7 protein-coding genes are annotated in these 14,996 nt (G+C 55.0%); 6 read left to right on the top strand and 1 reads right to left on the bottom strand.

The features are described from left to right. Positions 1–46 precede the first annotated feature (46 nt). From secD to NHH03_RS03035, 6 genes are all read left to right on the top strand, one after another. A complete protein-coding gene (gene secD, locus NHH03_RS03060; protein WP_253154271.1) occupies positions 47–3,313 on the top strand; it encodes a protein translocase subunit SecD in 3,267 nt (1,088 codons plus the stop codon). Between the two features lie 291 nt (positions 3,314–3,604). After that, complete coding sequence (locus NHH03_RS03055; protein WP_253154270.1) at positions 3,605–5,632, top strand: M28 family peptidase; 2,028 nt, start codon at positions 3,605–3,607, stop codon at positions 5,630–5,632. A 220-nt stretch (positions 5,633–5,852) separates the two neighbouring features. Beyond that, the gene (locus NHH03_RS03050) at positions 5,853–6,485 is read left to right on the top strand and encodes an OmpH family outer membrane protein (RefSeq protein ID WP_253154269.1); all 633 of its coding nucleotides are present in this window, start codon (positions 5,853–5,855) and stop codon (positions 6,483–6,485) included. 138 nt (positions 6,486–6,623) lie between these two features. Further along, positions 6,624–7,526: a UDP-3-O-acyl-N-acetylglucosamine deacetylase gene (gene lpxC, locus NHH03_RS03045; protein ID WP_253154268.1), complete on the top strand. Its 903-nt coding sequence runs from the start codon at positions 6,624–6,626 to the stop codon at positions 7,524–7,526. Positions 7,527–7,704: 178 nt separating this feature from the next. Then, positions 7,705–8,517: an acyl-ACP--UDP-N-acetylglucosamine O-acyltransferase gene (gene lpxA, locus NHH03_RS03040; RefSeq protein WP_253154267.1), complete on the top strand. Its 813-nt coding sequence runs from the start codon at positions 7,705–7,707 to the stop codon at positions 8,515–8,517. Further along, the gene (locus NHH03_RS03035; protein ID WP_253154266.1) at positions 8,514–9,599 is read left to right on the top strand and encodes a Gfo/Idh/MocA family oxidoreductase; all 1,086 of its coding nucleotides are present in this window, start codon (positions 8,514–8,516) and stop codon (positions 9,597–9,599) included. The genes lpxA and NHH03_RS03035 overlap by 4 nt, the downstream gene beginning before the upstream one ends. On the opposite strand, the gene NHH03_RS03030 is transcribed toward NHH03_RS03035, so the two are convergent. Further along, entirely contained in the window at positions 9,596–14,857 is a 5,262-nt protein-coding gene (locus NHH03_RS03030; protein WP_253154265.1) for a DUF4011 domain-containing protein, read from the bottom strand. The genes NHH03_RS03035 and NHH03_RS03030 overlap by 4 nt on opposite strands. Between the last annotated feature and the right edge of the window lie 139 nt (positions 14,858–14,996).

The following is a 14,996-nucleotide window of genomic DNA, read 5'->3' as shown; positions in this document are numbered from 1 at the left end:
CATTCGCCCCCGAATGCATCCACCCTCGACTGCGAAACTACCAACGATGGACTGCCTTTCACTTGCTCAACCGCTGACCGATCTGATGTCAACGATCGATCTCGCTTCGATCAGCGGATGGATCGGCGACGCGCTTCCCAGCAACTTGCTTGCCCAAGCGGAAGCCGATAAAGGTGTCTCCTGGACACAGCTCGGATGGCTTGCCGGTGCCATCGCCGTTTTGGTGTTGCCGTTCATGCTGGGCGGTTTTTTGGCCAAGCAGCTGAAAATGCCGACGCATTCGACGCGAATCGGATTTGTCCTGTTTGCGATCACCGCTAGTATCGTTGTGCTCTGCACGAGCCTACCCAAACAGGGTGTTGACCTGCGAGGCGGCACGATTCTGGTCTATGAAATTGATCCGTCCAAAAGTAATCCCACCGCCGACGGGGAAGCCAGTTCGATTAAATCGCAGGATCTGGTCGGCCCACTGACCAACCGCATCAATCCCAGCGGCACGCGGGAAATCATGATCCGCCCGTATGGTGATTCGCAAATCGAAATCATCATTCCCGAAGTCGACCAGCGGGAAGTGGCTCAGATCGAAGAGATCTTGGAGCAAGCCGGGATCTTGCGATTTGCGATCGTCGCCAACCGTACCGATCACCAGCACGTGATCGACCTGGCGGAAGAACAAGCGAATTCACCAGACCGTGCGATTCGCATGAATGAAGTGATTCAAGACGTCAATGGAGACGTGGTCGGACGCTGGGCGATCGTTGACCGCGAAACGGTTACCAAGTCGGACGAAACCGCTCCCTTCCGCGTCAACGTCGGCAACGCCATCGTGCGAAATCCGGACACCGGAGAGATGCTGGATTTGCCCGCGGGCGTGCAAGGTCGCGATGGCGAATTGCTACAAGCCCAATGGGTCGACCAACAGAACATGTCGGGGTTAGAGATCCTGATGATCATCGATCCCAATATTGACGTGACCGGCGAAGACCTGGCGTTTAGCTCGACGACGTTCGATGAACAGGGTGCTCCAGCGGTTGCGTTTAACCTGACCGATGCGGGCAGCGGAAAATTCCGTGTGTTGACCACCGAAAACGCACCGCAGGGCAATCGACAACGACAACTGGGAATCGTGATGGACGATCACCTGTTATCGGCACCCAACATTTTGCAACCGATCAGTAAGCAAGGTCGAATCACAGGCAACTTCACGACTCAAGAAGTCAAATCGCTGGTCGATGTGCTCAAAGCCGGCCAGCTGCCTGCGGCACTGACAAAACAGCCGATCGCCAAGAATCAAATCGATGCCACGCTGGGTGCCGATACCATCCGCAAAGGGGTGATGGCAATCGGCGTCTCCCTGCTGCTGGTGCTGCTATTCATCCTGTATTACTACCGTTTCGCCGGCATGATCGCTTGCTTGGCCCTGGTGCTGAACCTGGGCATGATTCTGGCCAGCATGGTATTGATCAACCAACCGCTGACCCTGCCTGGATTGGCCGGTCTTGTGTTGACCGTCGGTATGTCGGTCGACGCAAATGTGTTGATTTTCGAGCGGATTCGCGAGGAGATCAAGAAAGGTGCCAAAGACCGGATGGCAATCCGCAACGGTTTTGCCAAAGCCACGGTGACGATTGTCGACGCCAACCTGACAACCTTGTTCACCGCGATCGTGTTGTACGCGATTGGTACCGACCAGATCCGCGGCTTTGCTGTGACGTTGATCCTGGGCATCCTGTACTCGATGTTCACCGCAATCTACATGTCGCGCACGTTGTTCGATATCGCCGAACGTCACAACAAACTGACTCTCAGTATGTCCGACAGTGTCAACAGTCTCCGCCAATCCCTCTCGGGTGATGGTGTGCTGGATTTCATCGGCAAGAGCAAGATTGCGTTGACGCTCTCGGCCATCTTGATGCTGGTGGGCGTTGCCTCGCTGGTCGCCCGCGGCAGCGGCATTCTGGATATCGACTTTGCCGGTGGTTCGTCAGTTCAGTTTCGTGTCAATGAAACCACCAGCACCGAAGAAATTCGACGAATCGTTGGCGCCGGAATCGGTGAAGAAAACGGTTCGCCCGTTCAATTCACGGTCAATGGTGTGACCATGGAAGGTGCCGACGAAGGCACGGTCTACAAAGTCGACTCGTCGATCGAATCGGTCGAAGACTTGCAAACTCGCGTCGTCGAGGCATTTGCCAACGAACCGTCTGTCGATCTGGTGACCTACGACATCAGCATCGCTCCAAGTGCCGCGCAAACCTCGGCGATCAGTGCCGATACCAACGGTATCCGATTGACCGCGATGCAGGACGAAACCGAAACCGAAATCGAGTTGGATACGGTCCAGCCGGCAGAGAGCGCAACGGAGCCCCCAGCGGAAACAGAATCACCAGCCGAAACACCGGCTGCTGACGACAATGCCCCGGCAATTGATGCCGGCGAGTCTGCCGTTCGCGAAATCACCTTTGGTGTCGATGGGTCGAAAACGGATGCCCTGATCAGTGGGACCACGTTGATCAAACGCATGAAAGAAGCCGCGGACAAATTGAATATTCCACTGAACGAACGAGCCGTCGAATTGGTTCCCAGCGGTGAAGGGTCGGAAAAGTGGAAGGTAGGTTCGAGTCTGCCGTTTGCCGCGTGGCGTGTCACGTTGCCGATGGGCAATGACAACGCTGACCGAGTGATGGCCGCCGTCGAAACGTCGCTTGGCAATGAACCGGTTTGGGTCAGCAGTAGCAGCGTCGGAGCTCGGGTGGCGGGTCAAATGATCGGACGTGCCTTGGTGGCCCTGTTCGCAAGTTTGATGGTCATCATTCTGTACATCTGGTTCCGTTTCCAACGCGTCGTCTATGGCTTTGCCGCTGTCGCCGCCCTGGTGCATGACGTGTTGATCACTCTCGGTGCGATCGCGATCAGTTACTACGTTGCCGACGCTCTCGGATTCCTATTGATCGATCCATTCAAAATCAGCTTGACCGTGGTTGCGGCCTTGTTGACGATCATCGGTTACTCGTTGAACGACACGATCGTGGTGTTTGACCGCATCCGCGAAACCAAGGGCAAGGCACCGCGTCTGACCAGTGAAATGGTCAACACCAGCATCAATCAAACGCTTAGCCGGACGTTGCTGACATCGTTGACCACGTTGATCGTTGTGCTGCTGTTATACGCCTTTGGCGGGGAAGGCATTCACGCCTTTGCATTCGCATTGGTTGTCGGTGTGTTGGTCGGTACCTACAGTTCGATCTTCGTTGCCAGCCCGATCCTGTTGTGGCTGGTCAGCCGTAATCAACCCGCTGCGGAAACGGTTTAGTCGACCGCCTGTGGGCGGATGCCACGCAGTTTTTTAGTGTCGTCATTGCAGCGAGTGACGACTTTTACCCCTCCCGCGATTGTTGTGAAATTTCGCCTTTGCGTGAGACATTGGTTTTCCTAACCCGACGCGTGAGCGAGGGGTTCCGTTAACACGCCAAATCCCTCGCTCACGCGTCGGGTTGTGAAAAAACGCAAACGCTCATTAACCAATCGGGTTGTGATCCAAACGCAGCTTCAACAGGCGAGAGAGGCGGCTCTCATCAAAACAACAGACAGAACAGACTAGCGCATGCCGTACTTTAGACTCTCCGCTGCCCCGGCTCTCTCTGCGCTGCTTTCACTGCTGTTGATGCTCGTTCCCTGGCTCGGTGCCGTCATTGCTCAGCCGCCAGTGACTGTGACCGATTCGCTGCGAGATGACATCCAGTTCCTAGCCTCGGATGAACTCCGGGGACGCAGTGTGACCGACGAAACCATCGTCGTCGCGCGTGACTATTTGGCCGATCGCATGCGCGGCATTGGCCTACAAATGGACTCGGTTGACGGCCAACCGTTTCAGTCGGTCAAAATCGCGATCGGTAGCGAAGTCCGCAGCGCTGACAACAACCAGTGCCGTTTCCAACTGGCCGACGGGAATTCCATTGACGCCAAATTGGGCGACGGATTTGGGCCGCTGGCAATCGGCCAAGAAGTCGGATCGGTCACCGGCCCAGTCGTTTTCGCCGGTTATGGAATCACATCAGCGACTCATTCCTATGACGATTTCCAATCGATCAATGCCCAAGACTCGATCGTCATGGTGCTGAGAAAGGAACCCGGTTCCAGCGATCCCGACAGTCCGTTTGACGGAGTCAAAAACACGCGCCACGCCTATTTTGCGACAAAAATTGCCAACGCGATCGAGCATGGTGCCAAAGCGGTGCTGATCGTCAACGACCCCGCCAGCACACGCCAAACGGTCGAAAAAGAACAACAGCGAATCGATCAAGAAGAAGACCGCAAACAAACGCTCGCAAAATTGCTGGTCGACCTGCCTGCCGAGGCGGTAAAGAATCGTGCGGCGGCCGAAGCCAAGATCGCCGGGATCGATCAGCTGATCAAAGCGATGCAAGCTGATCTTGATTCAGCCCAGCGCGGCGTACTGGGTTTGAGCGAAGCGGGGACTCAAACCAATCAAACCAAAATGATCCCTGTTGCCTCGATCGCACGTGATCTAGCCGACAAACTCCTGCGGTCGTCCGGCCAACCAGGGCTGGAACAGATTGAAAAGCAAATCGACGAAACCTATCAACCGGCCAGCCGAGCGCTGGACCAGGTGACTGCAACGGTTTCAGTCGATCTGAAACCGGCCGCAACGGTCAGCGACAACGTGATCGGACGCTTGCCTGGCAAAGGGCCGTTGGCATCGCAAGTGGTCGTGATTGGCGCACACTACGACCATGTTGGTATGGGCGGTTATGCGTCGATGGCACCGGGGACGATCGCGGTGCACAACGGCGCTGACGACAATGCGAGCGGCACGGCGACAATGCTAGCGTGTGCCGGCGAACTTTCAAAACGATTGAGCACTGCCCCGTCACACCGGACATTCTTGTTCATCGGGTTCACCGGTGAAGAACGTGGATTGGTCGGTAGCCAGACCTATGTCGAAAACCCGGTGTTACCGATCGAGAACACCGTAGCGATGATCAACTTGGACATGGTCGGACGTTTGCGTGACAACGAATTGACCATTTACGGCACTGGCACCGCCGATGGTCTGGATGCATTGGTCGAATCGGTCAACCGTGGATTTGGTTTCGATTTGTTTAAAGTTGCCAGCGGATACGGGCCCAGCGATCATCAATCGTTTTATCGGGTCGGTGTTCCGGTGCTGTTCTTTTTTACGGGCCTGCATAACGACTATCACCGCCCATCTGATGATTTCGACAAAATCGATTTCGGGAACCTAACCCGTTTAACCGATATGGTTTCAGAAGTGGCATTCCAGTTGGCGGTGCGTTCACAGCGACCAAGCTATGCGGAAACGGATGCTCGAGTCGAGATTCGTCGTCAGATGACGGCGTTTTTGGGAATTCGGATTTCTGTCCGCAGCGGCGTGGTCCAGGTCACAGAGGTGACCGAGGGTGGGCCGGCATCGATAGCGGGTTTGCAAATCGACGATCAAATCCAGCGCATTGGCAAATCAACGATCCGAACAACCGCAGACGTGTTGTCGTGGGTCCGCAATCATTTGCCAGGCGACGAATTCGAAATCCTGGTCCGTCGAGGAACAAACCAAATCACGCTTCGCGGAAAGCTTGAAAAACGACCTTAGAAAATAGGCTGATCAATCTTTACGCGGCTGGCGTGGGTTGCCACAATCCAAACCAGTGAACAAAAGCCGAAGCGATTTCGGTACGTCAGTGAACCGGTGGAATTCTTTCAGGCAACGGATGTCTGAGGGGATCCATTTCGAATCGGAACGGGAAACGATCTCCTTCGATTCATTGCTGACAGCAAAGGACGTGCGACTCAAAAACGCAAGGAGAGCGAAAGTGCGAACCGTTCGCCATCAAATCTGTGGGATTGCCATCGGATTGGCATCGATGTTGGGCGCCGGCCTGTCGACCGGTACCGTTTCAGCACAAGATACCGCTCCGCACCGCGTTGCGGTCGTGGACGTCGCTTCTATCTTCAAAAACCATGAAGGTATCAAGCTACAAGTGGCAAAGGTCGAAGCTGATCTAAAAGCTTACGACGGAGAGCTGAAAGAAAAACGCGAAATGCTTAAAACGACCGCGGCCAAGCTGAAACAGCTGACGCCCGGAAGTCCAGAGTATTCCGCTTTGGAAGAGCAGTTCGCGGAAATGGATTCCAAGCTGCGATTGGATATGGCTCGCAAACGCAAAGAGCTAGCCGATGCCGAAGCACGGATCTATTTTGACAACTATCAAAAGATCTCCGAAGGTGTGAAGCTGATCGCTAAACACAACAAGATCAACTTGGTGCTTCGCTACAACAGCGAAGAAATGGACCAAACCCAAGGTGAATCGGTGATCCGCGGCGTGATGAAGAACATCGTTTACCACGACGATGCACTGAACATGACCCCGACCGTGATGACGTACTTGAACAATGTGTTCAAGAACGAAATCGCCCAGGCCGGTGCGGCGGCACCCCGACGTTAGTCTGGCAATGCCGGCTCGAATCACGAGCAAATGATCAATCAAAGCGACGGACCTCAAACTCCGTCGCTTTTCTTTTCCACCGACAGTTCCTTGGTCTGACCCGGGATGTCAACGGTCTTTTGGGCAGGGAGGCTTACCGTGAATTTATCGCGCAACCAGCATTCGATCGCCTCGGTTTGCGAGGTTCAGGGCCGTGGCTATTGGACGGCGAAAGAGGTGTGTGTGGTGATGCGTCCTGCACCCGCCGACACCGGCATTTTACTCGTTCGATCAGATCTGCCTGACCGCCCCAGCTGTCCGGCTCATGTCGAACACCGCAGTGATGCAACCCTGCGAACCAATCTATCGCGTGGGAACGCCCAGTTCGAAATGATCGAACATTTGATGGCGGCGCTTTACGCCATGGAAATCGACAATTGCATCGTCGAAATCAATGGACTGGAATTTCCTGGCCTGGACGGTAGCAGCAAACCCTACATCGACGCGCTCTGCGGCGCGGGGCTTGTGATCCAAGCTGCCCAACGGCCACGCCTGGTGATCGAACAACTGATCACTCTCCGCGAGGGTGAATCATGGATCTCGGCATCGCCGATCCAAACCGGTGTCAGTCACTTCGGTTACCAATTGGCGTTTGACCACAAAGGTCCGATCGCAAACCAGAATTACGGGTTTGCCTGCACACCGATTCGATTCAGTCGCGACGTCGCAGGTGCACGAACATTCGTCACGCAAAGCCAGGCTCAAGCCTTGCACGCCAAGGGTGTGGCCAAGCACGTCAGCTATCAAGACTTGTTGGTGTTTGATGATGACGGGCCGATCGACAATCAACTTCGCTTCAACAACGAATGCGCGCGACACAAGACCCTGGATCTGGTCGGCGATTTGGCGCTGGCGGGTGTCGAGTTGGTGGGGAAATTCGTTTCCTACCGTGGCGGACATCATCTGAACGGTCGAATGGCCAAAGCGTTGCACGAGTTGGCCGTTCAAACGCACGCCAAACAACGTTTCAATTTATTTGAATCGCGACCAAAAGCTGCTTGAGTGAAATCGACGAATTCATTCATGGTCGCAGATTCTTCCATTTCTTCCGCCGATCTTCGATTTTCCACCCAATTCCTCTCGATCTTCAGTCGATCGATTCAGTAACGTCAACTTGATCCGCGGCACAAACATGAAGTTTTGCCGTTTCATTCCAATTCCTTCCGAATCATTGATTGCCATGAGTGTTGTCATCGCTCAAACAGCCGTTGTTGATCCCAGAGCGCAGCTCGGAAGCGGCGTCCGAATCGGCCACTTTTCGGTGATCGGCCCCGATGCAAAAATCGGCGATGGAACGCTGATTGAAGAGCATGTGGTTGTCACGGGTCGCTGTACGATCGGCGAAGACAACCACATTTTCCCTGGCAGCATCATCGGAGCTCACCCCCAAGACACCAGCTACAAAGAAACACCGACGCAGGTGGTGATCGGTGACAACAACATTTTTCGTGAGCACAGCACGGTCAACCGTGCCACCGAGAAAGAAGACGGCATCACGGAAATCGGAAACAACAACTACTTCATGGCTGGCACCCACATCGCCCATGATTGCAAGATCGGCGATCGCATCGTGATCGCCAATAACGGCATGTTGGGCGGACATGTTCGAATCGGAAACGATGTCACCTTGGCCGGTGGAGTCGGCGTGTCGCACTTTGCTAGTGTCGGGCAATTGAGCTTTGTCAGTGCGATGAGCCGCGTGCTGCACGATGTACCGCCCTACACCATCGTCGATGGCCAACCGACCAAACCCAGAGCGATCAATTCGATCGGTTTGAAACGTCACGGTTACACCGCCGAAGACATCGCGGTCTTGACCGCTGCTTTCAAATTGTTGTATCGATCGCGTGTCGGTGTCGAAAAAGCCCGCGAGACGATGTTCTCCAAAGGCCCGATTCGTCCCGTCATCAAACATCTCTTTGACTGCGTCGATCGTTCCTGCAGCGGACATCACGGGCGTGGCCAAGACCAACGGAGCAAGAAAGTAGCATGAGTCGATTACGTGTTGCGGTTATTGGAGCCGGCCATTTGGGCCGCATTCACGCCAAACTACTCGGAAGTGTCGATGGGGCCGAATTGGTCGCGATCAGTGACCCCGTCGATTCCGCGCGTGACAATGCCTCAACACTGTTTGACGTGCCTGTCGTCGCCGACTACCGCGAATTAGTCGACAAAATTGACGCCGCCGTGATCGCGGCTCCCACCGATGCTCATGCCGAAATTGCGACGGATCTACTGAAGGCCGGCAAACACTTGCTGGTGGAAAAACCATTGGCCACCACGGCGGCCGACGCCAACAAACTGGCGATGTTGGCCGATTCGCGTCGGCTGACGCTGCAGGTCGGCCATGTCGAACGATTCAATCCCGCCTTCACCGCACTCGGTGACGTCGGTGTCGACGCGAAATACGTTGAAGCCGTCCGTGCCTCGCGATTCCCCGGCCGTTGTTTGGACGTTGGTGTGGTGATGGACCTGATGATCCACGACATCGACCTGGTCTGTGCAATGACCAATGCCGCGCTCAACAATGTTTCGGCCAGCGGCTTGGCCGTTGTCAGCGACCACGAAGACATCGCCGAAGCACGCCTGGAATTTGAATGTGGATTGGTCGCCAATCTGAAAGCTTCCCGTGTCAGCCCCACCCCGGCGCGTGGCATGCAAGTGTTCGGGTCCAACGGGTTCGCAGAAATTGATTTCTCCGGCCCCGCCCTGCACATGGTTCGTCCCAGCGACATGCTGGTGCAGCGATCATTCGAACTCGATCAAGCGACCGACAATCCGTTGGCATATGCGGACGAACTGTTTAACGATCACTTGCAGATCAGTTCGACGGAACTTGAACCTCGAAACGCCATTCTGGATGAGCTGCACGATTTTGTGATCAGCATTCAGTCGGGAATGTCGCCAACGGTCAATGGAACCGCCGGTGCTCGCGCTGTCACGATCGCCGAACGGATTGTCCAGGCTATCGCAGACCGTGCTTGGTACGCAGGCGCGACTCCCAGTGAAATCGGCGCCATGGCGAATGTGCGAACACGCATCGACGCGGCGAGTCGCCAACGTCGCGCTGCCTAGCCACGCAGTAGTTCGGTCAATTGATGATCCAGCTCTGACGCGGCACCCTCGGGGTCGTACCACCAATCGCGTGACCAAACGCGCAGCATGGTCCATCCCAATTGCTCCAACACCGTGGCACGCGTTTTGTCGCGGTCGCGAGCATTTTGTGAACGGTGGTACGCCAAACCGTCACATTCAATGCCCGCGAGAAATCGCTGGCTGTCGTCAGGATGTCGAATCGCAAGTGGAATTCGAAATCCCGAGGCTCCAATTTGCTCGGCGACATCCCATCCCATGCGTTTTAGTCGCTGTGCCATCGCAGCGACAAACTGCGAACCGATCTCTTCGGCGGCAGGATGTGCCGGATCAAAGTTTGCAACGCTGTCGGATTCCGCGAACGCTAGAAAATGTTTCAGATCTTGAACGCCACGTGATTTCGACCGCTCGGCGTCCAATTGGTCGGCAGTGAACGACGAAAACACGATCAGTTCTTCTCGAGCTCGGGTGATCGCGACATTCAATCGTCGCTCGCCACCCTCACGATTAAGTGCTCCAAACGTCAGCGGTACTTTGCCAGATGCGTCCGGCCCAAACGTAATCGAGAACAACATCAGGTCTCGTTCATCGCCCTGAACGTTCTCCAGATTTTTGACCACGGTTGGTTCGATCCGCTGTTCATCAAAGAACCAACCGATCTCCGGTGATTCCCGTTGGGCTTCATCTAATAGGTCTAGAATCAACGTTTGTTGTTGACTGTTGAACGTGACAATCCCCAACGTTTTGCGTTGTTCGGCCGGTAGCTGCAACCAAGCTTTCATGCGATTGATCGCTTCGGCAACGATCGCCTGGGCTTCCATTTCGTTGGTTCTGGTTTTGCCGCGGTCGTAGTGGGTCTGCGGCAAGTGGCGCAGTGAGACAGCGCTATCACTCGTTTCCGGCGATGGAAACGTGACCAATTGATCATCGTAGTAATGGTGATTTGAAAATGCGATCAGCGACTCATGCCGGCTCCGATAGTGCCAGTTCAGCTGCAACAGAGGCAGCCCCGATGCCTTGGCTTCGTCCAAGATGCTCTCGAGATCTCGTTCATAGTCCAGCAGTTCCTCGTCGTCTTCATCGTCGTCACCGCCGTCAAAAAAATTGGTCGGCGGCAATTGTTTGGGGTCGCCGACAATGATCGTTTGACGACCTCGGGCGATCGCACCGATCGCGTCCCAGGTCGTGATCTGGGATGCCTCGTCAAAGATCACGACGTCAAAGGCCGGTTGATCTGCAGGCAGATATTGCGCAATCGAGAGCGGTGACATCAACAAACATGGCGCCAGAGATGCGAAGTGCTGGGGCATCAACGAGATCAACGAGCGGATCGATTTGCTGGGACGCTTGAGTCCGATTTGATGACGCAGCATTCCCAATTCGCTTTTTCGCGGTACGTCGCTTTGGGCTGGCAATCGATGCGCGATTGACTGTCGCACTCGATCCGCCGCCGCGCCACGGGCGGCGGAGTCGAATTGATCAAATTCGGCAATCACATGTTCGTGCTGCAAACGCTGGAAACGTCGCAGTACGTCACTGGAATCGATCACCAGTGGCAACCACCAACGGACGTAGGCCAAACGAAATCGTTCGACGGCCGATTCAGTGGAAACTGCGCCGCACTGGATCGCGTTTGAAAAGGGTCCCAGACCCAGTTCAATCGAACGTTGGTGCACCGTCTGCCATAGCGTCCAACGTTGTAATCCAGTCCGGTTGGACTGGATTCGCTGCACCATTTCGGATGCATCGGCCAATGCGGTCAGCGAATCGCGGGGAGACGCTTTGTCACCGGCTAAATGTTCGAACAAACCTGCTGACGCATCGTATTCTTCGTAGCTGGCCACAAAGCGTCTGGCGATCGAATCAAGTGCCGATTCGGTTGATAAACCTTCCAAACGCAGCGTCAATCGATCACGCAACGCACTCACTTGAGATTCGGAGCCGGCGATCGAACGACCGATTTCCTGAATCAATTTCTCGATCGATTGGCACCGGCGTAGATGTCGGTCTGTCGCCGCGATAGGCGTCTTGCGGTGCTGCCACAAATGATCACGTCTCGCCAATGGATTGGCGTCGATCCGCGCCATTTGCTGCTGCATTTCCCGAACCAATTGCAGATCATTGGCCGGGTCAAGAACGCCGAGATTGGCAAAACGCTGCATCCGCTTTTGCAGTTTGTGTCGACGCAGCGCCGACAGCGGCCAGATCGACGCGCTGGCATCGCGCCAGTCCCGATCCATCTGATCGATCGGCAATTGGCGTAAGACATCATCGTCGATCGTTGCACCGCACGCCGATGCGGCGGCATCGTAGCGGGTGATCGCCTGTTTCAGATCGGACAGATCAGCCGGCAACTGTGCGAGTTGTGGATCAAACACAGTGCGGTAATCTTCCCCAGCAGTGTCGACCAGTTCTCGCGCCAATTGATAAAGATGGCCTAATTGTTCGGCTGGGGCGTCATCACATTGCAGTCCAATCGAATCACAAAACTGCGTCAAATGAGGTCCGAAACTGGAAATCGTTTCGGCCAACCGATCGCACTGTTGCAGCAGATCACGCTCCCATTGGATCGACCACTCGGTATGCGTGATCGCAGTCAGTGGATCCAAATCACGAACCGCATCAAAATTCCGTGCCACGTCGCCGACGACCGTGACCAACTGTTGAAATTGTTGCAGATCATGTTCATTCGGATCATTCCAATGAAGTGATGGCGTGTCGATGGATTGGCCTTGAATCGAAACACCCATTGCCTGATAGGGCGTCCAACCGTTCGCGGCCCGCTGGTGAACGGCGTTGACATATTCATTCAATTGATCACGCCGCAGTTTCAGTTCTGCGTTGATCTGAATCCAGTCGTCCTGTGGATCTCCATTTTGATCTGGGCGTCCATTCTGCCAAGCTTGATCCAGTTGTCGCAAGAATCGCTTGCGTTCGGCTTTGTTGCTGTGTAATTCGACACAGAAATCTCCCAGACCGTGCTGATGTAAACGACGCTGGACGACGTCCAACGCAGCTGTCTTTTCCGCAACAAACAACACGGTTTTCCCCGCCGCCAAACACTGCGCGATCATGTTGGCGATCGTTTGACTTTTGCCGGTGCCCGGCGGTCCGACCAAAACAAAATCGTGGCCTTCGGCGGCCGCCATCACGGCGGCCAATTGTGTTGAATCGGCGTCCAAGGGATGCACTAAATCGACTGGATCGTATCGACCGTCGATCTCTGCCGGAGCGACAATCGCTGTGTCGACTGCGGCAAGGAACGGTTTGTCTGGATCTCGGACCAGATGCCGGACGACACGATTCTGTTCCAATTGGTCACTGCGATCGACCAAGTCTTTCCACATCAGGTACTTCGAAAACGAGAACCGAGACAGCGCGGTTTCCGCAATCACCTCGAACCCTGGGATCTCACGCACCAGACGTCGCACCGAATCTAGGACCTGTGGAACATCAACGCCAGTTTTGTCCGTCGGCAGTTCATTTTCAAACTGCGAGAGATCACAATCGAAGTCGCGTTTTAGCTTTTGGATCAACGTCGCGTTGAACCGCACATCGTCTTCGTGGTGGGCCAATTGATACAACGAATTAGCACTTTTGCGAATCAATTTGACCGGAACCAATAACAGCGGGGCACGCAACGTGCGTGTGTCACTGGGATGTTCTTTCCAGATCAAAAAACCGACCGCCAAAAACAACGTGTTCGATCCGCCTTCGGCCAAATCGTTGCGTGAACTGCGATACAACGCGGTTAAACGCTTCGCTAGATCTTCACCGCCCAAGGTTGCACAGACTTCACCGCGCTCAAGTGCTGCGCTTGCGTACTCGGATTCCAGGTCTTCGTGCTGCGTCGTTCGATGATGTTCGGCATCTCTGCCGGCGGTAACATTGGCATCAGGCAAGGAAACGACCCGCAGCCGTTTGCCTTGGGACAATCGGTCTTCCAATTTAGAAACTTCGGGACAGACAAAAGGAATCGTTTGCTTTGTCCAACGGAAGTGAAGCAGCCGATTGCGGAGCGTCAAATCCAACAGCTTTCGATGCCAACGATCGATTCGGCCGTCCGGTGTGGTCGGCTTGGTTTCCGGCGGCAACGGCCGTGGCCCCGGATCATTCACCGGCAGGTCCAAACCATGCGATCGGATCTGCGCATCGTTTGAAGTGTCGCTGTCAGGACGATGATGTGACGCCAGCGGCCGGATCTTAACCATCCGTGCGCGCGCGACATCGATCGCAGCAACAAACTGCGGTTGTTCTTCGACGTCTAGATTGGATGCGGCAACTTTGATTGCATCGTCAAATCGTGCGGCCGGGCGATGGGTCAACAATGTCGTTTCGAAAACGATCAATTCCTTTCCTGCGATCGCTTTGCGGACTTCACTGCAATCGGTTTCGATCAGACGGCCGAAACTGCTTTCGATCATCCAAACACCGACAAAGCAGTGATCGCGTTTAAGCACAATGATCGGGTGCAACCCCATTGCCTCGAGTGCCGCGGCCAGCAGCAACGTGCTATCTAAACAGGTTGCCAACCCGGCGTCTAAAACGGTACTCGGACGGCGCGTTTTTTGACCGACCCGTTCGAAACTTTTGGGGGGACTGGCATAACTGAGTCCTCGATCTGCAACCGCGGACCAAAGTGCGGATGCCAACAGATACACGCGACTGGGGTCGTTGCAGCGGTAACCATCAAGCGCGCCTGATCGGCCATGGTCGACCAAAATATCGCTCGCAGATTTCAGCAACAGGTTGATCGCCGGATCGTTGGGTTGAACAAAGGCCGATAGCAGTTCGCCCATCGCACCAACGCCGCCCCATTCGTCGCGGGCTAACACACGCAGGTCGTGCTGGGCATCGCCGATCAATCGATCTTGATCGTACAGTCTAATTTGCAAACAACCTTGCTCGGCTTCGTTCAAGGCATCCAAGTATCCGGGGTCAAGCCGGATGTCGCCGGTCGGCAAGGTGATCGTCGTTTCAGAATCGATACGATCAATTTGCCAGACTTTTGGTTGGACAAAACCAGGTGCTGAGGACAGCTCCAATCGCAGATCGGACAGACTGTCATTGGAGTTGTTGGTGATCGCCAGATTGCGCAGCAGCGGACTTGAATTCTGGTAGCTGGCGTAGTTCACGCAACCGGCCGAATCAATCTGAATTTGAATCGGCCGGACCGTGTCCGATGTCTCGTCGTCTTCCTCGGCCAGCGGCGACGATGGCTTCTGCGAAGCAGGTCTCATGGAAAAGCCCGTGCGTGGGTCTTACTAAGAATCCGCGCGACCCTGTTCTGATCGGCCGCAATCGAATTCTATGCCCTCGATTCACCGAAAGTCATTGCCTGGGCAAAGGATCCAATGGCTTTTCCAACGACGGCCGGGT

Origin of the sequence: Stieleria tagensis (assembly GCF_024129865.1) — a bacterium.
Taxonomy (GTDB): Bacteria; Planctomycetota; Planctomycetia; order Pirellulales; family Pirellulaceae; genus Stieleria; species Stieleria tagensis.
Note: the sequence above shows the minus strand (reverse complement) of the source record. Positions and strands in the feature narration are given on the sequence as shown.